Source organism: Aquaspirillum soli, from assembly GCF_054781915.1.
Genome location: NZ_BAAGTM010000005.1, coordinates 133,877 through 156,227, shown reverse-complemented (window position 1 = coordinate 156,227; position 22,351 = coordinate 133,877). Strand labels below are relative to the sequence as shown.

Annotated in this window: 17 protein-coding genes; 7 read left to right on the top strand and 10 right to left on the bottom strand. The window is 48.6% G+C overall.

Annotated elements, in window-relative coordinates:
- The first annotated feature begins 18 nt into the window (after positions 1–18).
- Entirely contained in the window at positions 19–2,658 is a 2,640-nt protein-coding gene (locus ACYVJG_RS07100) for a beta strand repeat-containing protein (protein ID WP_460430435.1), read from the top strand.
- Positions 2,659–2,750: 92 nt separating this feature from the next.
- On the opposite strand, the gene ACYVJG_RS07095 is transcribed toward ACYVJG_RS07100, so the two are convergent.
- The 4 genes from ACYVJG_RS07095 to dusA are packed head-to-tail and all read right to left on the bottom strand — an operon-like array spanning position 2,751 to position 5,970.
- Positions 2,751–3,134 carry a RidA family protein gene (locus tag ACYVJG_RS07095; RefSeq protein ID WP_460430434.1) on the bottom strand — a complete coding sequence of 128 codons (384 nt, stop codon included), beginning with the start codon at positions 3,132–3,134 and terminating at the stop codon, positions 2,751–2,753.
- Between the two features lie 23 nt (positions 3,135–3,157).
- Positions 3,158–4,369 (bottom strand): radical SAM family heme chaperone HemW, encoded by a 1,212-nt coding sequence (gene hemW, locus ACYVJG_RS07090; RefSeq protein WP_460430433.1) that lies wholly within the window; start codon positions 4,367–4,369, stop codon positions 3,158–3,160.
- Positions 4,366–4,965: an RdgB/HAM1 family non-canonical purine NTP pyrophosphatase gene (gene rdgB / locus ACYVJG_RS07085; protein WP_460430432.1), complete on the bottom strand. Its 600-nt coding sequence runs from the start codon at positions 4,963–4,965 to the stop codon at positions 4,366–4,368. Before rdgB ends, hemW begins: the two co-directional genes overlap by 4 nt.
- Before the next feature lie 24 nt (positions 4,966–4,989).
- Positions 4,990–5,970, bottom strand: a complete 981-nt coding sequence (gene dusA, locus ACYVJG_RS07080; RefSeq protein ID WP_460430431.1) for a tRNA dihydrouridine(20/20a) synthase DusA — start codon at positions 5,968–5,970, stop codon at positions 4,990–4,992.
- Positions 5,971–6,173: 203 nt separating this feature from the next.
- Between dusA and ACYVJG_RS07075 the strand changes: the two genes are divergently transcribed.
- Positions 6,174–8,867 carry a glycosyltransferase gene (locus ACYVJG_RS07075; RefSeq protein WP_460430430.1) on the top strand — a complete coding sequence of 898 codons (2,694 nt, stop codon included), beginning with the start codon at positions 6,174–6,176 and terminating at the stop codon, positions 8,865–8,867.
- Here ACYVJG_RS07075 and ACYVJG_RS07070 read toward each other — a convergent pair.
- From ACYVJG_RS07070 to ACYVJG_RS07045, 6 genes are read right to left on the bottom strand one after another with little or no spacing between them, the layout of a single operon-like run.
- A complete protein-coding gene (locus ACYVJG_RS07070; protein WP_460430429.1) occupies positions 8,844–9,617 on the bottom strand; it encodes a PIG-L deacetylase family protein in 774 nt (257 codons plus the stop codon). The genes ACYVJG_RS07075 and ACYVJG_RS07070 overlap by 24 nt on opposite strands.
- Entirely contained in the window at positions 9,568–10,776 is a 1,209-nt protein-coding gene (locus ACYVJG_RS07065; RefSeq protein ID WP_460430428.1) for a glycosyltransferase family 4 protein, read from the bottom strand. Before ACYVJG_RS07065 ends, ACYVJG_RS07070 begins: the two co-directional genes overlap by 50 nt.
- Entirely contained in the window at positions 10,776–12,986 is a 2,211-nt protein-coding gene (locus ACYVJG_RS07060; RefSeq protein WP_460430427.1) for a GNAT family N-acetyltransferase, read from the bottom strand. Before ACYVJG_RS07060 ends, ACYVJG_RS07065 begins: the two co-directional genes overlap by 1 nt.
- On the bottom strand, positions 12,983–14,188 hold the full coding sequence (locus ACYVJG_RS07055; protein ID WP_460430426.1) for an ABC transporter ATP-binding protein: 1,206 nt from the start codon (positions 14,186–14,188) through the stop codon (positions 12,983–12,985). The genes ACYVJG_RS07060 and ACYVJG_RS07055 overlap by 4 nt, the downstream gene beginning before the upstream one ends.
- Positions 14,178–14,987 (bottom strand): ABC transporter permease, encoded by an 810-nt coding sequence (locus ACYVJG_RS07050; RefSeq protein WP_460430425.1) that lies wholly within the window; start codon positions 14,985–14,987, stop codon positions 14,178–14,180. Before ACYVJG_RS07050 ends, ACYVJG_RS07055 begins: the two co-directional genes overlap by 11 nt.
- An 18-nt stretch (positions 14,988–15,005) precedes the next feature.
- Complete coding sequence (locus ACYVJG_RS07045; RefSeq protein WP_460430424.1) at positions 15,006–15,698, bottom strand: Crp/Fnr family transcriptional regulator; 693 nt, start codon at positions 15,696–15,698, stop codon at positions 15,006–15,008.
- Positions 15,699–15,865: 167 nt separating this feature from the next.
- On the opposite strand from ACYVJG_RS07045, the gene ACYVJG_RS07040 reads away from it, so the two are divergent.
- The 5 genes from ACYVJG_RS07040 (at position 15,866) to ACYVJG_RS07020 (ending at position 22,324) form a co-directional block, all read left to right on the top strand.
- Positions 15,866–17,239: a FecR family protein gene (locus ACYVJG_RS07040; RefSeq protein ID WP_460430423.1), complete on the top strand. Its 1,374-nt coding sequence runs from the start codon at positions 15,866–15,868 to the stop codon at positions 17,237–17,239.
- A 4-nt stretch (positions 17,240–17,243) separates the two neighbouring features.
- Positions 17,244–19,136, top strand: coding sequence for a CHASE2 domain-containing protein (locus ACYVJG_RS07035; protein WP_460430422.1), 1,893 nt, complete (start codon positions 17,244–17,246; stop codon positions 19,134–19,136).
- Positions 19,114–20,418, top strand: coding sequence for a tetratricopeptide repeat protein (locus ACYVJG_RS07030; RefSeq protein WP_460430421.1), 1,305 nt, complete (start codon positions 19,114–19,116; stop codon positions 20,416–20,418). The genes ACYVJG_RS07035 and ACYVJG_RS07030 overlap by 23 nt, the downstream gene beginning before the upstream one ends.
- Positions 20,412–21,188 (top strand): tRNA cyclic N6-threonylcarbamoyladenosine(37) synthase TcdA, encoded by a 777-nt coding sequence (gene tcdA, locus ACYVJG_RS07025; RefSeq protein WP_460430420.1) that lies wholly within the window; start codon positions 20,412–20,414, stop codon positions 21,186–21,188. The genes ACYVJG_RS07030 and tcdA overlap by 7 nt, the downstream gene beginning before the upstream one ends.
- Positions 21,189–21,418: 230 nt before the next feature.
- The gene (locus ACYVJG_RS07020; protein ID WP_460430419.1) at positions 21,419–22,324 is read left to right on the top strand and encodes a glutamate/aspartate ABC transporter substrate-binding protein; all 906 of its coding nucleotides are present in this window, start codon (positions 21,419–21,421) and stop codon (positions 22,322–22,324) included.
- The last annotated feature ends 27 nt before the right edge of the window (positions 22,325–22,351 follow it).

Genomic DNA, 22,351 nt, shown 5'->3' with positions numbered 1-22,351 from the left:
TTATTAAGGATTTGATCAATGATTAGCGAAGCACAACAAACGCAACTGGTACAAATGACAGTCGGGCTGTTTAACGCTGCACCGGGTGTGACCTACATGAATGACTTTGCCAAAAGTCTCAACGCGGGTAGTGATGTGGCAAGCTTGGCAAAGGGGCTGGTGAATTCTCCTGCTTTTACAGCGCTCTATCCCTTATTTGACACCAATACCCAATTTGCTAACAAATATATGAGCAATCTGCTCGGCAATACGGTTTCAGTTGCGAATAAAGAGTGGGCCGCAAACTGGATGGCTGGGCAATTAAATGCAGGGGTATCGCGTGCAGATGCTGTGTTGACTACCTTGGTCACGCTGCTAGGTATCTCAAGCAGCGACCCTAATTGGGGGTTGGCAGTACAACAATTTAACAACCGTGTTGATGTGGCGAAATATTACACATTGACTAAAAACGGTAACGCTACCGACTTGGCCAGTTTGCAAGGGACGATCAGCAGTGTCGGCAGCGATGCGGCCAGCGTTACACAGGCTAAAACGCAAATCGATAATAATGGTGTTGTCATCACACCCCCTCCTCCGGTTACTTCTCCTGTTTTTGCGCTTACCACTGCCGCTTCGGACTCTCCTTCGTTAACAACAGGGAATGACACCGTGACCGCAGGTGTTGATGCGCTTAACTCAGGGGATTTGATTATTGATCAACAAACGACAGATGCAGATGTGTTAACCGCAGTAATTGGTTCTGGGAATGATGATCAAGCACCTACGATTCGCAAAATCGAAATGGTTAATCTCGATTTCCAAGGTTTTGGTTTAACATTTGATGCTATCAACACGCAGGATTCTACTTTTAATCTTTCTACATCTCAGGCAGGTAACAGTGCAGCGACTGTGACAGGTATTAACAACAAGAATGTTAACTTTGCTCCTGCTGCTAGCATTAAAACCCTGACTTTGGGCGGTACTGCTGTAACCACCGATGCAACCACTGTTAAGCTGGCTGGCAATCCCTTAGCATTGGATATTGGTGGTGATGATGCCCCCATCGATTTGGTAACGCTGAACAGCACCACTGCTGCCAATACTGTGACCCTGTCCGATACCAAAGGTGATTTTGACCTTACGACCAGCAAGCTGATTCTCACTGGTGACAAAGACATTACTGTCAAGTCGACTGATACGATTCTTAACACCGTAACTGTTACCAATAGCTTGACCAGTGGTGCCAAAGCCACTCTGGAACTGACGGCTGTTGCAGGTACAAAGGATCTGTCTTATGCGGATTCGACCGTTGGCTTGAAAATCACCGGTACCGCTGGCGGTGGTCTTACAGTGGCCAAGGGAGCAACCGTTGAGCTTGCAGTAGCAGATGCCTTGGGTACTCACTCACTCAATACAGCAGTTAAGTCTGTAGCGACAGATGGCACCTTGAACGTTAGCATCACCAAGGCAGATCAATCGACGGTGAAAACTGGGGCAAACGTTCTCACGCTGAATTTGTCTGCTGATGTTGCAGATTCCAAAATTGATACAAAGTTGGATACCTCTGCAGTAAAGAGCACCGTGAATGTCCTTGGTACAAATGCCCTTACTATTGCTGACTGGGCGGCGAAGGATAAGAGCGTCTTTAACGCCACTGGTACGTCAGCAAATGTGACGATCACTCAGGCTTCTGGCGTAACGACAGATGGTGTTGTTATTCTGGGTGGCGCAGGTGTTCTGACCGCGACCGGCACTGCTAAGGCTGATACCATTGTTGGTGGCGATAACGCTGACGTAATTGGTACAGGTAACGGTGGTACTGCAGCTGCCGATCAGTTGACTGGTGGTGCGGGTGCAGACACCTTTGTTATTGCCAAGGGTGATTCAACGGCTACTACTTCTGTCACGATTACCGACTTTGTGAAAGGTACCGACAAGCTGGTTCTGACGGGCACGCTCTCGACCGCTGACAATGTGGATCTGACAGCTGTTGCAGCAACCATTACTAACGGTGTTTACGCTTTTGGTGCCGGTACCGATTTCCAAGTTAAGCTGGAAAATGCCGGAACTGCTCTGTCGGCAACGAATATGGCTGATAGCGTTCAGTTGGGTAGCGCAACTGCAGCATTTGCTGCAAGCGGCACCTCTCTGAAGGCTGGTAACTATGCAGATAACGTCGATATGACGGGTGCTGCTGGCACTACCACCATCACTATGGGCCTTGGCGCTGACAAGATCAAAGTCGACGGCGATAAGTCGGACAAGATCGTAATCGCTGCTGGTGATAGCACGGTTTCTGCTTACGACTCGATTACCGGCTTTGATTGCGCTGGTAGCAGTAGCGGTGACAATAGTGCAGCTGACAATGATGTTCTTGACCTTGTTAGTACTGTTATTAAAGCAGATGGTATCTATACCAATAAATTTGCTGGTGCTGATGTCAGTTCTTCTCAAGGCATTCTGACCGTCCAAGGTCTGACAGTAACGAATTTCAATGCATTCCTGACTTATTTAGGGACTGAAGTTGCTGATGGTGATACTGTTGGTTTTGCATACGGTGGTAATACCTATGTGTTCCAAGGGAATGCTACTGCTGACATCTTTATTGAACTTATTGGTGTGACTGGCGTTACTGCATTAGCAGGCGCTGCTGCGGCTAACACTATTGTGATTGCCTGATCCTCTTTCTAAATCATTCATTATTGAGTAGCTTGCGCTAATCCTGATAAGCCGCCCCTCAATTGAAGGGCGGTTTTTGTTAGTGTGTTTGATTAACTCAACACCATCACCCCATCAGCCTCGACCATCACGCCGCGTGGCAAGCTGGCAACGCCGATGGCAGCGCGGGCGGGATAAGGTTGGGTGAAGTATTGCGCCATCACTTCGTTAAAGACAGCGAAATTGGACAAGTCAGTTAAAAAAGCATTTAACTTCACAATATCGTTCAGCGATCCCCCAGCGGCTTCACATACCGCTTGCAGGTTTTTGAACACTTGGTGGGCTTGTTCAGCAAAACCCCCTTCAACACATTGCATCGTGGTGGGATCTAATGGGATTTGACCTGACAAATAGACCGTGTTGCCAGCGCGAACAGCTTGGGAATAAGCGCCAATTGCTGCAGGGGCATGTTCAGTATGGATGATGGTTTTGCTCATCAAAGTGACTCCTTGTGGGAATGTTAGTCGGGAAGAAAAATGGCCAGTAAATCGTTCAAGAAACGACGCCCTTGTTGGGTCGGGATAATATCTTGAGCGGTATGCGTCAACAAACCACGTTGTTGTGCGGCATCTAACTCATACAAAATCGCACTGATTGATAGCCCTGTGCGCTCATGAAACAGACTTTTGGCAAAGCCGTGATTGAGCCTTAGAGCATTCATCATAAACTCAAAAGCTAAATCATCTGCGGCAATGACATGGTCCGTTTGAACGGGTTGACCTGCCTCAATCGCTGCCAAATAGGCTTGAGGTTGTTTAACGCGCATTTGGCGCACGATTTTATCGTGAAAAGACAGTTTACTATGGGCACCGGCGCCAATGCCGAGGTAGTCGCCGAATGTCCAATAATTCAGATTATGGCGGCTAGGCTGTTGCGGCAAACAAAACGCTGACGTTTCATAGTGCTCAAACCCCGCCTGGGCTAAGCGTTGTTCAATCGCCTGCTGCATGTCTGCTGACAATTCATCATCGGGCAGATCTGCCGGAGGTTGTGCTGCAAATAGGGTGTTGGGTTCGAGTGTCAGATGGTAAGCGGAAAGATGAGTTGGGCCAAAACTCAAAGCAGTTTCAATATCACAGATTGCCTGTGACAAGCTTTGCGCTGGTAAGGCATACATCAAATCAACATTGAAGTTGTCAAAATGTTGGCCAGCAATTTCAAGCGCTCGCCGTGCCTGTTCTCCGTCATGAACCCGACCTAAACGCTGTAATTTTTCAGCATCGAAACTCTGAATTCCAACGGACAGGCGGTTAATGCCACTGGCGCGATAAGCACGAAAACGTTCTGCTTCAAAAGTGCCTGGGTTGGCTTCGAGCGTAATTTCAGCATCGGGGTTGATTTTCAGTCGTGCATGTAAAGCCAAAAGCAGTCGGTCCAACGCAGCTGGCGATAACAGGCTTGGGGTGCCGCCACCAAAGAAAATACTGCCGATGCGCCGCCCCCAAATCGATGGTAAGGCCAGTTCGACATCGGTAATCAAGCTATCGATGTAGCGTGTCTCTAAGGCCAACTTTTCTGCTTCAGAGCCTTGCGGTAGCGCGTGAGAGTTGAAGTCGCAATACGGGCACTTCCGCAAACACCACGGAATATGGACATACAGCGACAGGGGCGGCAAGCTATTCAGTTGGGTAAGATGTTCTGGGCGTTGAAACTGTAAAGGTGAAACACTCATTTTTGCAGCGCTTGTAAACGATTGACCAACTGAGCCAAGGCTTGGGCACGATGGCTCACGCGGTTTTTCTCGACACTTACCATTTCCGCTACGCTTATCTCGTAACCCTGTGCTTGAAACAGTGGGTCATAACCAAATCCGCCTTCTCCACGTGGTGCGGGCAAAATATGGCCACGCCACACGGCATCGGCAATGATCGGTTGGGGATCTTCTGCAGAACGGACCAGCACCAAAACACAGTAATAATGTGCTTGCCGATTTTCCGTGCCATCGAGTGCTGCTAATAGCGCTTCGTTATTGCGCTGATCCGATTTGGGTTCACCAGCATAACGCGCAGACAGCACCCCAGGGGCACCGCCTAGTGCATCTACACATAAACCGGAATCGTCAGCTAAAGCAGGTAAGCCACTCAAGCGGCTGGCGTGGCGTGCTTTGGCCAAGGCATTTTCAATAAACGTCCCATAGGGTTCTTCAGCCTCGGGAATACCTAATTGCCCTTGTGGCACAATTTGTGAAATACCGAGTGGTGCCAATAGTGCTGAAAATTCTTTCAGCTTGCCTGCATTGTTCGAGGCAAGAAGCAGTTGAGTTAGCATGGTGTCACACATCCGAGAGAGGGTTTAGTCGGCACAGAGCTGGGCGGCGCGCAGCAGAAGTTGGCCGTCGGCATCTTTTAACTGGGTTGCATCCGACAACAGTTGACGGAATTTACGTCCCCCTGCTACCCCAGTCATTAAACCAAGAAGATGGCGTGCAATGTCGCGCATTTTACCTCCCTCAGCAAGATGGCTTTCGACATAGGGAAGGAATGCGTGCAAGGCTGCCTGACGCGAAGTGTTTGGGTTATGTGCTGCGGCAAAGAAGCGGGTGTCAGCATCATGGAACAGCCACGGTTGGTGATAGGCTTCACGACCAATCATGACCCCATCGACTTGCTGCAAATGTTGTTCGGTGTTTTGCCAAGTTTTAATGCCACCGTTGATGATGATTTCTAACTGTGGGAAATCCCGTTTTAATTGATAGACATAGTCGTATTTTAATGGCGGGATTTCGCGGTTTTCTTTGGGAGACAGCCCCTTCAAGATTGCATTCCGAGCATGAACAATAAATGTCCGGCACCCTTGTTCGGCAAGCTGACCGACAAAATCTAATAGCACCTGATACGACTCATCTTGATCAATCCCAATACGATGTTTGACCGTGATATCCAGCGTACAGGCATCTTGCATCGCTTTGAGGCAATCAGCGACTAAGTCAGGCTCTTTCATCAAACAAGCCCCAAAAGCCCCACGTTGTACCCGTTCGGAAGGACAGCCGACGTTGAGATTAACTTCTTGATAACCCCATTGTTCAGCTAATTTCGCGCAGCGTGCCAGATCCTTGGGCTCTGAACCACCGAGTTGCAGCGCCAAAGGTTGTTCGATTTCGCTAAAGCGCAAATGTCGTGCTGCATCACCATACAACACAGCGCCGGTATTCACCATTTCGGTATAGAGCCAAGTATGGCGGGAAATTTCACGAAAAAAGCGCCGGAAATGGCGATCTGTCCAATCAAGCATGGGCGCTACAGCAAGACGGCGAGGAGGAAAAGAAACAGACATATTCACGTCAGGCAAATCACTGGAGAGCAGAAACCGAGCATGATACCGCCTGTGTCGTGGGATTCGTGCTTTTTTGTTTGCTTAGACACCGTATGCTAAACTAGCGGGCTCTCTTCAAGCCATAACTTTTTGATTCAATTCTATTTTATTGTCAAAAGCTCAATTGGCTTCGTGTTATTTTTTAATTTTTAATTTCGCTCATAATGAAACCAGAAACACCGCTTGTCAGCGTTTTGATTCGTAGCACAGGTCGCCCAGAATTAACGCAGGCGCTAGAGTCAATTGCCCAACAACATTATCAAACAATAGAAGTGTTGATTGTTGACGCTGGAGGAGGTGTGCGCCCTCTGGATCAATATATCCCAGAAGATTTTCCTTTTTCACTAGAAATTATTGACAGTGACACCCCTTTGCAGCGCTGCGTAGCAGCTAATCTGTTGCTTGAAAACGCAACAGGCCAATATGGTATTTTTCTGGATGATGATGACTGGTTCCTCCCAGAACATATTGAAAAACTAGTCACTGCCCAACTTGCCCATCCTGAATCTTGGATATATAGCGGTATCCGTTGTGTTGAGAATAATGGTCAAGAAGTGAGAGTATTTGACGAGCCCTTCAACCCAACAAGATTGTTGATTGAGAACTATATTCCAATCCACGCGGTGTTATTCGATTGCAAAAAAATTCGACAAAAGAATATTCTTTTTGATCCTGCGTTTGATTTATTTGAAGATTGGGATTTTTGGCTACAGTGTTTGAGTGTTCAGCACTTTATTCATGTACCAGGTGTTTCTGCTGTCTATCGTATTCATGGTCAGTCGGGCGCTGGGGTCAAAATTGATCGTGCTGAACAAGCCGAACAAGCCTTACAACAGATTATTACTAAGTGGCGACAGCGTTGGACGGCACAACAACTACAAGATTTATTTGGTTATGCACGCTATGTCAAAATTTTAGAAAAAAATATTGCTGATTTAAGTGCTAAATTAGAACAGCAAAAACAGTTTTATGAAAATAGCCGATCATGGCGATTAACAGAGCCGTTACGGACTACAGCAAATAAGATACGTCAATTTGAAGTGCAAAAGACGATTAAAAAACTTCGAACCTATGTTGCTCGAACTGTATTAGATATAGCAACAGATATCTATCGCAATCCTGCTTTCTCACGTTTGATTGCGTGGATTCCAGCTGATGTTAAAAGACAGGTTCGTAACACCCTAATGGTGTATTCACAAACAGATACGCCACCAGTCAATACCGGGTTGCGTGTTTACCGTCCATTAGGTAAACAACCTTTAGTTAGCATTATTATCCCTGTTTATAACCACGCAAATTATATTGAAAAATGTATTCGCAGTGCTTTGGCGCAAGATTGGGAGAATTTAGAAGTCGTGGTGGTGAATGACGCTTCACCCGATCCTGAGGTGGGACGTATTTTACAACGCTTAGAAGGTGAGCCGCGATTACAAATCCACCATCTCAGTGAAAATGTTGGTATTTGTCGTGCTCAAAATGAAGCGTTAATGAGAACCCAAGGCGATATTATTGCCTTTTTAGATTGCGATGATTATCTCCCTGCTAACGCTATTTCCTGCTGTATACAGGCATGGCGTGATGATACGGTATATTTACACACTGGTCGTGTGAATGTTGATGAAAATGACCAAGAAATCAACCGTATTCACTTTATGAGTTTGCCTCGTCAGGATTATTTTGCCGAAAATTTGCGGGCGATGTATGCCACACATTTGAAGCTTATTCGGCGTGATGCTTTTTCTCGGGTTGGCTTATTTGATCCACGGTTTGACTCTGCACAAGATTATGAAATGCTGATGCGGATTGCCTTTCATTATCCTTCGAGCAGTTTTGTTCATGTACCAGATTTCCTGTATTTCCATCGTTTACATGGCCAACAAACCACACAAACCCAAAAACGTAAGCAAGATCGCTTAACTCAGTTAATTCAAAATGAAGCCCGTCTACGTGAAAACATCCGCCACGGTAAATTTGAACATTTTATTTCATTTATTATGCTTTCCTACGGTAAGCATACCCAAACCCTTAAAGCGATTCAGGGATTAACCGAGACGGTAACTATTCCACATGAAATTATCTTATATGATAATGGCTCTACAGCTGAAACTGTGGATTTTATTCGTGAGCATATTGATGGAAAATTTCCTCAGCTAAAAGTGCATTATGGTGATCGTAATCTAGGCCCAGCCCAAGGACGACGTCAAGCTCTTGAATATGCAAGTGGTGATTGGTTTATTATTTTTGACAATGATGAAATTCCTGAACCAGGTTGGTTAGAGGAATTATTACTGCGTGCTCATGCTTATGATGATGTCGGCGCAGTATGCTGTAGAGTAGTATTCCCTGATGGGAAATTACAATTTAGTGGTGGGAGAGTTTTATCACATCAAAATCAACGCGATGTGATTGATTTAGCGTTATTTGATCGTGGTGAGTCGTTTGAGGCACTGCCTTCTTGCCAATTCCGCCAAGTTGATTGGTGTCCAATTGGTGCAACGCTGTTCACGTTAAATATCAAAGAATACTTACATGATGGTTATCCTAATACCTTTGAGGATGCTGGCGTGTCGTTTGCTCTGAAAAAACGTGGCTTGCGCCTATTAAATGCACCTGGGGCATTAGTATGGCACGACCACATTACCTTTCAACCAAAAGCAGAAATGAAAGAGCAGTATTTACGTGACCGTTATCACCCAAAAATGATGTTAAAGAGTGTGGCGAGCTTTTATCACGAAAATGGTCTGCTGATTTATGATGAATATATTTGGCGTGAGAATGGGTTGCACGCCTTTTCTCGGCCACAAATTGAACAAAAATTACAAGAAGTCGCACAATTAAAAACGGATTTTACGCAGTAAAGATAAGCCAATTTGTTGAATCTGTTTTATTAAATCGGTGGAGAAGGGCAAGCTCTCAACATAAAATGCCTCGGCAAGTTTTCCTTTGCCGAGGTATAAGCCACGATAACGGTTTAATCCCAACATCGCTTCTTCATAATCTGCACAAGCCATGGCTGTTGCATGTGCTTGTAGTGCCTGTCGTTTTTGCTCTACTACAGCACTGATGTCAACCACGTGACTCGCCGGCAATGGCGCCCAAATTTCATAAAAAAGCAAGGTCTCAATGCTTTTTACACGCTGACACAGCCCCGATAAGGCATGGCTGAGTTTGACGTGATCGCGGTGATAATCCAAAGGTGATGGCAGAAACACCCAGTTTGGCTGATAGTCACGCAAGATTTGATCAAGATGAGTCATCACTTCTGCCGTAGCTTCGAATGCGCCATCTGGTTGCTGTAAGAGCAGATAATCGGTGATACCGAGATGGGCCAATGCAGAAATAAACTCTTGTTGACGAATAAGATCGCTACCTGCGGGCAATCCACCTGCACCGCTGCCGTCGGTCACTAACACCACCTTTACAGGGCAATGTTGTGCTAAGCGAGCCAGTGTGCCACCACACCCAAGGCTTTCATCATCAGGATGCGGCGCAAAAACCAGCACTTTTTTTGCCGCGTCGAGTGCTAAGGGACGTGGCAGGGGACATAAGGTCAACTCGCTAAGTGGTGGAGGAATGGTTTGCTGCCACCGTTTGATAAAGCGCAGCATAGGCGGCTCCTATTTGTTGTTTATCTGGCCACTGTTGAGCGTGTTGTTTGGCACATTGTTGCCAATACGCTAAGTGTGTTGGCTGTTGTAAAAAACCTTCGATAGCTTGTTGTAGAACGGTTTGCTCACCATGAATCAGTTGTGCACCAGCTCCCACCACCTCAGGCACACCGCCTACGGCCGTACACAAGCTGGCAGTGCCGGCGACTAAAGCCTCTAAGTTGGCTAAGCCAAATGATTCTGTGGCAGACGTGCTGATATATAAATCAGCAGCGGCAAGATAAGGGCTGACGTCTTCAGTACTTAAACAAAACAGTCGATCAGCAAAACCAGCCGCACTCGCTTGTGCGTATAGGTGATCTCGGTGTCCCTCACCTAGAATACACAATCGCAACTGTGGGTAGCGTGCAGCGAGTGCGGCACAGGCTGTGACTAATAAATCAAATCGTTTTAATGGCACTATTCGGCCAACTGCTAAGACATAAAACGCCCCTTTGTCCCATTGCAACTGCTGGCGTGCGTCATCTCGGCTAGGCACTGACAATTCTGGTCGGGCATGGGGAATGGCATACCAGTGGTGAGGAATGGAAGGCAACGCCAAATCGCGCGCAAGTTGTTCTAACGAAAGTTGGGTGGGTGCGACAACCCAGTGAGCAGCGTCTAAAGTGCGTGCCTCAAGGCGGCGTAACCAACGCTGTGCACGTGGTCCTTGAATTAAACCATCATCGTGAGTGGCACGGCTATAACAGCCAAATCCATGTTGAGTCACTCCCCAATAAACCCCCTTTAATCCCAGTCGCCGATAGGCCCATGCAAAGCCTGTGGCTAGCCAAGGATCGTGCAGATGGACAAAGCGATATTGTTCTTTGTGGGCAATTTCAGCAGCTAGCCACCCCATCTGCAGCCGTTCCGCCCAAGCACCCAACATCAAGCGCCGACCCATGTGGTGTCGCAATAACGGGACATGATTGAAATAGCGTAGATATCGCTGACGTTTTGCTAGATCGGCAGCGGTTAAATCGTGTTGACACAGGTAACGCACATGCCAACCTTGTTGCTCGAGTGCAGTTTGAATGGGGGTGATACTGCGCCCAAGACCATAGCGACGATCGGCCAAATGTTCACGCGTCACCATTAACAAACGGGATGAAGACTGCATTAGCGAAAATCCGTATCGCCAGCCATTAACCACCAATGATTTTCAAGGGTGGTAACGTCTGGGCCAGGTGACCAAATGTTGGTGGGAATGACAATATCGAGCGGGTGGCACGTTGCGGCAGTAGCGGTTGCAACAGCGGGTGCATGACTTTGAGTGAGCCAGGCAAATAATTTTTTTCGGCCAGCCCGCAAAGCAAAACGGCGGGCCACCCCCACTGCGATGGAAAAATGTTCGGGCGTGGCAATCATGTCCACCAATTCTACCGCCTCTTCCTGAGGTCGATCACGCAATATGACGACGGCCAAAGGCTGATGTCGCCAGCGGCGACGTACCAACAATAACTGATAAGAAACCGTAGGATGTGCTAAATAACGATGTGCAATAAAAGCCCAATCACGCACCCCAATAATGCTGTTCTGAAAAGCGGCTGCCATGTCCTCCCAGAGCGTGTTGACAATGCCTGCCTCGTTTGGGGTGATCGGACGAGCGTAAACACGTGGGCTCCATCGTCTGGCAGCAGGCGGCCAATGTAACGCCACCATCTGATCGACTTGTGCATACAGGCCTAACCGTGTTGCCAGTTTTAAAGCCTTACTTTCGGGAAAACCAAATCCCAATAAGTGGGGTTTGCCATAACCAATTTGATATTCCAAAAAGGTGGCAGCAGCGAGCTGGAACGGGCCATTCTTAGTTAACACCCCCCGTTCAGTGGGATGGACCATCACATCCCCAATTTGTACTGCTCGGCTAGGTTGTCCAAAATAGCGAATCGCACGCGGCATACCACCGTAAAAAGCCACCATTGTCTCTTCACGAAACACGGCGACTCCAAAGGGATTGGCATGGGCATATTTCCACTGCCGTTGAGCTTCGGGCATCACATAGCCAAAAGCCGCAGTAAACAAACTTGCCCAAGCCTGTTCATTTTTACCTTGTTCTGCCCATGCTAACGACCAGCGTGGCTGCCGCTGTTTTTTCCAGCAAGCCTGATCGCTGTCCCACATCCAACCAAAACGTTCTGCTAACGGCTGATGTTGTGGCGATAGCTGTGAGGCGCTGAGTGTGTGTTGTGCAGCAAACTGTTGAGAAAGATCATGTAACGGTTGCAGTAAAGTTGAATAGGCGGCTTGTTCGACAAGAGGCTTATCCCACTGAAACCGTTGGCTTTCACAAAGATCTGTCGCAGAGAAAGGGCTGAGTCGTGCCCAGTAGCGGCCACTGCCTAAACATTGCCAAACCTCGTTGCTGACTGTCGCAATGCTGCCTTGTCCACGCTGATAAGCGGCTGGGATAAACAAAGGATGTGGACTCAGTTCCAGCAACCAATCATCTTGCCATGCTTCCGGTACTGGCCACTGCGGCGGTTGTGAACATGACCCTAGCTCAGTCGCTGTCGGCAGTCTGGGTTCAGATGGCTGTGCCAAACGCCACTTATATTGTTGATAATCATCAGCAAAGTGTTTTGTCAGATAGTAGCGGTGGCTGGCTTGACTCAGTGCCATTTTGCTCGGTGCAGCCTGCCATTCATGTACCACTTGTGCGGTCGGTAAGAGATAGAGCGTTAAACCTAAGGCTTCGATACGGCGGCATAAGTCCGTATCTTCGTAATACATAAAAATAGCTTCATCAAACAAACCACCGAGACGATCAATGACCGCTCGAGTCAACATCAGGTGGGCACCAGACAACATGGTTTGCGGCACCGCAGCGGTTGTGTAGAGTGCAGCACAAGCTTGTTGTCGGCATTGATAGCTGGCAATTTGGCCTTGTTTTTGATCGGCCAATGCTTTTTGCATTGCATATTCTGTGCGTGGACTGACTGCTTGGCCGGGGGGAAGAAGCCAACGTTGTGCTTGATCCCAATAACTGATCGGAGAAACAGCACCCGCGTCGGGAGTCTGTAATAAGAAATGATGAAGTTGTTGTAGAGCTTCAGGCAATACTAAGGCATCTGGGTTCAGCAAAAAAATGACATCTTGTGTTGCAGCTTGATAAGCCAGATTACAACCACGACCAAAACCGAGATTGCGCTCAGCAATAATAAGACGGCAATTGGCAGACAGCGCCTGACGTAATCGTTCGGCTTCCTCTGGCGATTCACTGTTGTCTACCACAATCACTTCGGCAGACGGACATTCACGGAGTACGCTAGACACCGCACGAGAGGTCAAGGTAGCGCAATGATAGTTAACAATAAGGACGGAAATCATTTGACCGCCCCTGCCAGATGCCATTGCCGTGGCAAGTGGAAGATGCCTTGTTCCGTGCTGCTCTGTGTGACATCTAATACCAATTCGTGCGGCATCGCGTCATAAAAGTGTAAGCCGCGTTCACAAGTTAAATAGACACTCAGACTATAACGCCCCTTTAACAAAGGCAGCGCCTTGAGATGCAGTTGCACCGTGGCTGAGCCATCCGCTTGCCGTATGATTTCCCCCGCTTCTAACGACAAGGCACTGGCAACCATACGCCACTCGGCATTATCAATGGTGAAGGCGACAGCAGGCGCGGGCAGGTTAGGGTCGGATTGAAATGACACCTCACAGACAATGTCCGATTGCAAACTACGGGCAGAGAGCTGCTTACCTTCGACACCATCACATAGCAAACGAATCTTTGATAAGCGTGCATGTCCGTTTGCTGCGATTGGGATGTCGGTACTTTGCTCGGTTGCAGTGTCATTCAACGACGCTTGATAATCGGTGACAATTGCGGCTGGTGAGCCAAATGCTTTTTGTTGACCTTTTTCTAACCAAATTGCCGTATTACAAATGCTCTCAATTTGATACATCGAATGAGAACAAAATAGGATAGTCACGCCTTTTTCTCGCAAACTCATGATCCGATCAAATGATTTACGTGAAAAAGCACCATCTCCGACAGACAATGCCTCATCAACAACCAAAATATCAGGATCCACACTGGTCGCAATGGCAAAGGCCAAACGAACATACATACCGCTGGAGTAAGTTTTAACCGGCTGATGAATAAAATCGCCAATGCCTGCAAACTCAACGATGCTGTCGTAGCGAGCATCGATTTCGTCTTTAGACAGACCTAACACTGAGGCATTCAGATAGACATTTTCTCTGCCAGTAAAATCAGGGTTAAAACCCGCCCCTAATTCCAATAAAGCAGCAACCCGACCATTGACTTCCACGGTGCCATGGCTTGGAGTTAATGTCCCACAAATTATTTGTAATAAGGTGGATTTTCCTGCTCCATTACGCCCCACTAAACCCAGCACTTCACCTTTTCTCAATTCAAAATTGATATGGCTGAGGGCGTGAAACTCGCGATAATATTGGCGACGCTTCCCAAACAGCATCTGTTTTAGCCGGTCGGCTGGTTTTTGGTAGATATGGTAGTGTTTTCCTAAATCCTGCACACGGATAGCAATATCAGAGCACATCAGCAAATCCCTTCCGTGTTGCTTGGAAAAACAGACCACTGGCAATACAGAACAACATGGCCATCAGACTATACAGGCCCAAGCCAGCCCAGTCTGGCCATTGTTGATGCAACAGAATAGCGCGCAAGCTCTCAATAATGAGTGTCAACGGATTGAGATGCATCCAAAACTGCATCTGCGCTGAAAGTGCCTTGGCTGAATAAAACACCGGTGAAAGAAACATCGCTACATTCACGGCCAGCCCCATCATCTGTGCCACATCCCGTACAAACACCCCAAGTGCTGCGAACAGCCACCCTAAACCCAATAAAAAGGGTAAGAAAGGCAACAAAACAAACGGTAATGCCAGTGCCGTGAAAGGGATATGCTGTCGCAGCACCAGTGTTGCGGCTAATAAAATCAAACAGCTGAGGACAAGATGAAACAGCCCAGAAAGCACACTAATCCACGGTAAAATTTCCAGTGGAAACACCACTTTTTTTACCAGATTGGGTTGTTCAATAATCAGTCGTGGTGCGCGGCTGGCAATTTCAGCAAACAAGTTGAATACCATTAAGCCCGTGAAAATTTGTAGCGCAAACTCCAATCCACCACCCTGTTCCGCTCCCGGCCAGCGTGCTTTAAAGACACCGACAAACACAAAGGTGTAGACTCCCAACATCAATAATGGGGTGATAAACGACCACCCAATCCCTAACAGGGAACCACGATAACGCCCTAATACTTCACGACGGGCAAATTGCCAGACCAAGGTACGATGGCGAAACGGCAAGAAAAAAGAAAGTGCAGGCAAGGGCATGAAATGCGCCAGTCAAAGTTAATTTTTTGGGGGGTCGATTTTACCTTCTGCAATCTCGCGCAGAAAGCGAACATCATGCACCGTGAGGCTATTACCCTCACGACTGACCACTTGTTTTGTTTGTAGTAACTGAAAGGAGCGAGTGACGGTCTCACGACTGGTGTTAATCATGATCGCCAGCTCTTGTTGTGTTGGAAGATGACTGATTTCCGCTTGCTGACCTTCACCAGACAGTTGCAGAAGTTGAGCACACAAGCGTTGAAATGGGTTGGGGAGCGATAACAGGATGCGCTGCGCGGTCACTGCCCGCACACGTTGTGCTAAACGCAACATCATTTGTTCTGCCACTGTTGGCGAAGCAAAAATAAAGCTGCGAGCAATATCGCGTGGCAAAAATAGCACCTGAGACTTGGCCACTGCAATCACAAATTCGGCACCTGCTTGACCATCTACAACCGATAGTTCACCAAAATAGTCTCCCTGTTCAACGAAGTACAAACCCACCTCGCGCCCATCAACAGTAAAATCAACACCTTGCAAACGGCCTTCTAACAAAAATCCCAACCCCTGCCCAACTTCAGTCCGTGACAACGCCACCTCGCGTCGTGATAACGACTGCAAAGTCATATTTGCCGCGAGATGCTCAAGCGTGGTCGCCGGCAAATCGCGAAGAAGGGCAAAACGATGCAGAAAATTAACGTGAACTGGCATTGAGGGGCCAAGCTGGCGGCCGTAAAAATGGGGCGACTATAACAGAAAATTTTCTTAAGTAATTCATGCTTAAGGCATTTTTCAAAGATGTGCGCCCAGTCACATCTTTTTCCCTACGGTTACGCCATAATCTGGCTGTTATAGTCCCTGTGCTGTGAGGCACTGCCATGATTGCGCGAATTTCCCCGCTTACCGTAAGTCTGTTGCTTGCCTTAACGCCCTATGCGGTTTGGGCGGGTTCAACAGTGGGAGAAGCCACTTTAGTCATCGGCAATAACAAACAGATCACTGCCGAAGGTCAAGCTCAAATTCTCAACCGTGGTATGAGTATCAAGGTTGGTGATCGTATCGAAACCAGCGAAGGTGGCCATGTCCATATTCGTTTTGTCGATGGTGCTTTCGTGAGTGTTCGGCCCGGTAGCCGTCTGGTCATTGAAGACTATCGGCACAATGCACAAAACAGCGAACAATCCGCGATTAAATTCAAGCTTGAACAAGGCACTGTCCGGTCGATTACTGGCCAATGGGGCGAGGCGGCACGAGATCGTTTTCGTTTAAACACCCCCATTGCGGCAATTGGCGTACGCGGGACTGATTTTGTGGTCCAAGCTGATAGCGAGCGCCTGCGTGCGGCGGTTCATTCAGGGGCTATCGTGGTTGCGCCTTTGGGGGAGGGGTGTCGTGCTGATGCCTTTGGCCCATGCGCCACTCAAACAGCACAACAGCTTGCCGCAGATATGGGTAATGTGATGTTGGAGTTACAACGTCGTCAACTCAGTCCCCGTTTGGTGCCATTGAATGACTTACTCAATCCCGAAGGGATTAGCGCACCAGAAACCAGTACACGCAATAACGCTACCACGACCACCACAGCCGCCAACACCAATACCAGCAATCGTCGTACTGACTCATTGGCTGAACCATTGATTACGCAATCACTGGATAACGCTGTGGTATTAAAACCCAAAGAACCCACCGACAAACCTATTAGTGGCCCTGCCTTGGTTTGGGGGCGGCTAGGTGAGGCCAGTGTAGGGGATATCGTGTCAGTGCCTCTGGGCGAAGTTAGGGAAGGCCGAACCCCGCTGATGGGTAATCTGCGTTACACCTTAATGCGCGATAAGCAACAGCCAATTTTTCCTACTGGGGGTGGTAAAACCGAGTTTTCACTACAAGGCGCCTTTGCAGAATACCGCCCAAGTGGCAGCGACCAAGCCCAATTAGCGCGTGTCGATGGGGGCAATCTATCGATTAACTTCGATACTGCCCAATACAGCACACAACTCAACTTACATCATCGTGAGACAGGGGCTGTTGGTTTCCTCTCAGTAGGTCATATTAACGAACAAGGTTTATTTGTTGGTACATCGGGGAATGGCGCTATTTCAGGGGCGATTGGTGGTGCCGGCACCGAGGCTGCTTATCGTTTTGAACGCGTGGTCGAACAAGGTCGTTTCGATGGCATCTCGCTGTGGAAAAAGCCCGAAGTGCTGCAAAAAAGCGCAGAAACCTTTGCAACATTAAGTCAGCCGGTACGGTAATTCCATGTCTCGACAGCAACAACTTGCACGCTGGCTTGGTCGTTTTTCCGCGCTATTACTGGCCTATCTGTGTATGCTGCTTGTGCAGCATGGGTTTCCCCACCTCGTTCGTAATTTAGAAGAACGTGGTGGTGATTTGATTTGGCGTCTTGGTGCAGAACATCAGGTTGAACGCCGCTTTGTGATTGTCGACATTGATGAAAAAAGTTTGGCCGAAGTAGGCCCTTGGCCTTGGTCACGCGATACGATGGCTGCATTAAGCCAACAGTTAACCAACCTTGGCAGCCCATTGCACATCTACGATATTGTGTTTCCTGAGTCACGAGAGGGCGATGATGTTTTTGCCACCACGCTACAACGCACCCCCTCGGTTCTGGCGCAAGTGTTTGCAGTTGACCAAGGGGCTGCCGCCCAAGCCGGTGTGCTACAAGGCGCGTTACGGCAGCCACCATGTGCCACCTTGCCACAGGCTCGGGGTTATGTGGCAAATAGTGCGGTGTTAAAAGGTGTGAATGCCGGGCATATCACACCACGCATTGCACAAGATGGCATGATTCGGCAACTACCCGCTTTAGTTTGTTACCAAAACCAAGCCTATCCAGCCTTAGGTCTCGCTGCCATTTTGGCCGGTGCTAAACTGCCGGCACAGCTCAGTTTGTCTACTGGAGAGGATTGGCTCTCACCCGAGCAGTGGCTCACCAGCCCCGATGCCCCAGAATGGCGGCTGCCCCTAGATGCACAGGGCAATGCTCGATTATCGTATTTGTTAAGCCCAGAGTCGTTTATTTCGGTCTCTGCTGCTGATATTTTGCATGGCAAAGTCCCAGACGACTTGCTGCGTGGCAGTTGGGTCTTAATTGGTGCAACGGCATTTGGTATCGGCGATGCTGTACCAACGCCTCATGGTGGTGCAGTGGGTGGCGTCGGTGTACATGCCCAGTGGTTGTCGGCTTTATTAGATCAACGCTTACCATATACCCCGCGTGGTGCCTCGGTCATACAACATATTGCTGTATTGGCCATCGCGCTGATGCTGTTGGCGCTGTCTACTTGGCGTGGACGGGCGGCAATGGTCGTTTTGCCAATGACCGGTTTAAGTTTGGGGATGGTGTGTTACTTCGCTCAAGCTCATCTGCTGTTACAACAACAACTGTGGTTAGGATGGGTGTTTCCTGCCGGGTTTGCCATCAGCGCAGGGTTATTGCTGACTTTGGTCGAATATGCGCGCACTCGTTTTGAACGTGAACGTTTATTTGCTAACCTCACCAGTTACCTACCAGCACCTGTGGCCAACACATTGGCGCTCAAACGACCTTCTAGCACCATCGAAGCCGAACGCCGCGATATCACTGTTTTATTTGCTGACATTCGTAATTTCTCAGCTTTTTGTGAGAATCGTCCCCCAGAAGAAGCGGCGACGTTGCTGCATAACTTCTTTACTTGTGCCACTCGTATCGTAGAGAATTATGGCGGTGTGGTAGAGGCATTCCAAGGTGATGCCGTCATGGCGGTATGGAATGCGCCTTCTCGTTGCGACAATCATCCGATCCATGCCTTGGCTGCGGCTCGTGCTTTGTTGGTTGCAGTCGAAGCCGAGTTGCCAGAGGTGGAGCAATATGGTCTCGAACCTTTGGCACTAGGGATGGGGCTTGAAAGTGGTGAAGCCCTAGTCGGTTCATTTGGTCTGGCAACGCGCCGCGCCCACACCGCTTTGGGTCAAACCGTCACGATAGCCGCACGGCTACAAATGCTCACGCCAGAATTGGCACAACCCATTTTACTTGGTTCTGGTCTGGCCGCGCGATTAACCCCAAACAGCGTGGTCTCGCAGGGCTTTTTCTTACTCGAAGGACTGCGACATCCGCATTGTGTTTATGCGCCTGCTTTGGCTGATTAATTTTTTCGTCCTTCTTTCTTCTCCTCTGTTGTATGCAGAAAGTCTGTCCTGTCCTCATGGCGTCGGTGTCCCTGCAGCCCATTCATGGGAAGAACTTAAACAACGCGAACAAGCGGTGGCGGCTTATGCTGCGCGTTGTGAGCGTGATGCGCATTATTTAGCATGGCATGGTGCATTGTTAAATGCTCTCAATCGTCCACACGATGCTGCCGATCGGCTTGAGCGAGCGTTATTGCTTAATCCAGAATTGATGGTAGCAAAAATTGATTATGCCGAAGCTTTAACCAGCTTAGGTGAAACACGGGCCGCCCGTCAGTTATTACAAGAAGTCCTCGCTCGACCTGACCTCCCTCCCCATCTGGAGTCAGTTTTACAAACGCGCTATCAAGCCTTGGGGCATATTTGGCTCAGTCGTGCCTATCTAACTTCTCGTTTGGGCTACGACAGCAATTTAACCAGCGCCCCACGTATTGACCGACTGACACTTACCTTACCTGATGGCAATTTACCGCTGTTATTGGCAGAAAGTTACCGCCGGCAAAGCGGTCTCACGGCCAGCCTAGAGTTTAATGGTGATCTTTCCCACCCCTTGGATTCGGGCGGCAGTCTCTTGTTTTACGGTGATATGCGCCTACGTCATAGCCCGAGTGTACGCGGTGTGGACTATGCCCAAATTGATACCGTCGCGGCCTATCTTCATCCCAATACACTAGGGGATGCCTTATTGTCTGTTGGCAGCAGCTTTTTGCATTACAACGGCGAAACACTCTACCGTTCAGCGCGGATCTCGTTGGCACAAGATTGGCAATGGGCAGACTGCCGGCCACGGGTGGGTTGGGACAGTGAGTGGCGGCAATATCCACAAACCCCAGAATTAGATGGTCGTTTTGCGGCGCTGTCTGTTGGGCTTTCCTGTCATCATCAGGCGCGCACCAGCTTTATCCTCCGTGCGGGACGTGATGATGCCGCCCGCCGGCGTGCCGGCGGTGGCCAATGGCGTCTTGAAGCGCGTGCAGCAGCCAGTTGGCCGTTGGCTGGTGGTGTATTGGATACTGATTTGAACTACAGCTTACAACGCGATGATCGCAGCTATAGCCCCTTATTAGCCAACGGCCTCGCTCGCCGAGTCCAACGTTGGACGGCTCGCGCAGAATATCGCTATCCTCTGTCTCGTCATTGGCAGGCGTTAGGCAGTATTGAAGTCAGTCGACAAAATGCCAATCTCGAATTATTCGATGTCAACAGTCATGCCTTTAGTATAGGTGTTCGCCGAACATGGTAACCACAAACTACTCCGAACCGGATCTCAACCGTCGCTTTGGCGGCATTGGTCGTTTATATGGTGAAGCAGCGCAACAGCGTCTTACCACAGCACATTGCTGTGTGATTGGTATTGGTGGGGTAGGTTCATGGGTGGCTGAAGCCTTGGCGCGAACGGGTATCGGCGAATTAACATTGATTGATCTGGATAATGTTGCCGAGTCGAATGTAAATCGCCAAGTGCATGCCGTCAGTGGCGAGTTCGGGAAACCGAAAGTGCAGGCGATGGCAGAACGAATTGCACTGATTCATCCGGGATGTCGCGTGAATGTAATTGAAGATTTTGTCGAAGCCGATAACTTAGAACGCTACTTGGCCCCACGCTATGATTTTGTGTTGGATGCGATTGACAGTGTCCGCGCTAAAGTGGCCTTGATTGCATGGTGTCAACGACAAAGACAGCCTTTGATTGTCAGCGGCGCAGCCGGTGGGCAAATTGACCCAACTAAAATTTGTATTGATGATTTAAGCCGCACGACACAAGACCCGATTGCCGCCAAATTGCGCGCCCAACTGCGTAAACATCATGGGTTTCCCCGCGATATAAAGAAAAAGTTTGGGGTTCCCTGTGTCTATTCTACCGAAGTCTTGCGGTATCCAACCCAAAGCTGTGCCACTGCCAGTGGCTTGAACTGTGCCGGTTTTGGTTCAAGCATGATGGTAACAGCCAGTTTTGGCATGGCAGCCGCAGCCTACGCCATAGCGCAGTTGGCGGCGTCTGCTACACGATAACGTTCGGAATTCCGAACAGATAACGAAACGTAAATTCGGAATTTCGACTGTTAGCTTGATGGCTACTGTGAAGTGAATCACAGCCTTCTCTCTTTAATATATTGTTTTATTGTGTGTTTTATCTTCTTTTGTGGTTTGTTACAAAATTGGCACAGATTCTGCGTTATTGGACGGGTAAAGCCTGACTCAGAACAATCGGCTTATTTCGTACAAAAGAGGAGCTTTCTTTCATGCGTACTACCCCTTTCGCTTTGGCTGCTATCGCTGCTGCCCTATTATCGACGCCGGTTTTTGCAGCAGAATTAACCGGCACGCTGAAAAAAATCAAAGACTCGGGCACTGTCGTCTTGGGTCATCGCGATGCCTCGATTCCATTCTCCTACCTCGGTAACGATCCTTCCCAGCCGATTGGGTATTCTCACGACTTGCAACTGAAAGTGGTTGAAGCACTGAAAAAAGAGCTGAAACTGCCTAGCTTGAAAGTCAAATACAATCTGGTCACCTCTCAAACCCGTATTCCACTGGTGCAAAATGGCACCGTTGACCTCGAATGCGGTTCGACAACCAATAACCTTGAGCGTCAGAAACAAGTTGACTTCTCGGTAGGGATTTTTGAAATCGGTACCCGTTTGCTGACCAAGAAAACCTCTGGTATCAACGATTTCCCTGATCTGAAGGGTAAAAACGTTGTTACCACCGCTGGCACCACCTCTGAGCGACTGTTGAAAGCCATGAATGTGGAGAAACAGTTGGGCATGAACATCATCAGCGCAAAAGATCACGGTGAATCGTTCTTGATGCTGGAATCGGGCCGTGCTGCCGCCTTTATGATGGACGATGCACTGTTATACGGTGAAATGGCGAAGGCGAAAAACCCTGCTGACTGGGTCGTCACCGGTAAGCCACAATCGTTTGAAATCTACGGATGTATGGTGCGTAAGGGCGATGCTGCCTTTAAGAAAGTGGTGGATGATGCCATCGTTGCCACTTACAAATCAGGTGAAATCAACAAGATTTATAACAAGTGGTTCCAACAGCCCATCCCACCTAAAGGCCTGAACCTGAACTTCCCAATGAGCGATGAGTTGAAACAACTGATCGCCAAGCCAACCGACAAATCTGCCGAACAAATGTAAGCCAGTTGGTTTATAAACAACAAGGGG

Coding starts and splice junctions, on each gene's coding strand:
- ACYVJG_RS07100 (WP_460430435.1), top strand. CDS start 19: ATGATTAGCGAAGCACAACAAACGCAACTGGTACAAATGACAGTCGGG.
- ACYVJG_RS07095 (WP_460430434.1), bottom strand. CDS start 3,134: ATGAGCAAAACCATCATCCATACTGAACATGCCCCTGCAGCAATTGGC.
- hemW (WP_460430433.1), bottom strand. CDS start 4,369: ATGAGTGTTTCACCTTTACAGTTTCAACGCCCAGAACATCTTACCCAA.
- rdgB (WP_460430432.1), bottom strand. CDS start 4,965: ATGCTAACTCAACTGCTTCTTGCCTCGAACAATGCAGGCAAGCTGAAA.
- dusA (WP_460430431.1), bottom strand. CDS start 5,970: ATGTCTGTTTCTTTTCCTCCTCGCCGTCTTGCTGTAGCGCCCATGCTT.
- ACYVJG_RS07075 (WP_460430430.1), top strand. CDS start 6,174: ATGAAACCAGAAACACCGCTTGTCAGCGTTTTGATTCGTAGCACAGGT.
- ACYVJG_RS07070 (WP_460430429.1), bottom strand. CDS start 9,617: ATGCTGCGCTTTATCAAACGGTGGCAGCAAACCATTCCTCCACCACTT.
- ACYVJG_RS07065 (WP_460430428.1), bottom strand. CDS start 10,776: ATGCAGTCTTCATCCCGTTTGTTAATGGTGACGCGTGAACATTTGGCC.
- ACYVJG_RS07060 (WP_460430427.1), bottom strand. CDS start 12,986: ATGATTTCCGTCCTTATTGTTAACTATCATTGCGCTACCTTGACCTCT.
- ACYVJG_RS07055 (WP_460430426.1), bottom strand. CDS start 14,188: ATGTGCTCTGATATTGCTATCCGTGTGCAGGATTTAGGAAAACACTAC.
- ACYVJG_RS07050 (WP_460430425.1), bottom strand. CDS start 14,987: ATGCCCTTGCCTGCACTTTCTTTTTTCTTGCCGTTTCGCCATCGTACC.
- ACYVJG_RS07045 (WP_460430424.1), bottom strand. CDS start 15,698: ATGCCAGTTCACGTTAATTTTCTGCATCGTTTTGCCCTTCTTCGCGAT.
- ACYVJG_RS07040 (WP_460430423.1), top strand. CDS start 15,866: ATGATTGCGCGAATTTCCCCGCTTACCGTAAGTCTGTTGCTTGCCTTA.
- ACYVJG_RS07035 (WP_460430422.1), top strand. CDS start 17,244: ATGTCTCGACAGCAACAACTTGCACGCTGGCTTGGTCGTTTTTCCGCG.
- ACYVJG_RS07030 (WP_460430421.1), top strand. CDS start 19,114: ATGCGCCTGCTTTGGCTGATTAATTTTTTCGTCCTTCTTTCTTCTCCT.
- tcdA (WP_460430420.1), top strand. CDS start 20,412: ATGGTAACCACAAACTACTCCGAACCGGATCTCAACCGTCGCTTTGGC.
- ACYVJG_RS07020 (WP_460430419.1), top strand. CDS start 21,419: ATGCGTACTACCCCTTTCGCTTTGGCTGCTATCGCTGCTGCCCTATTA.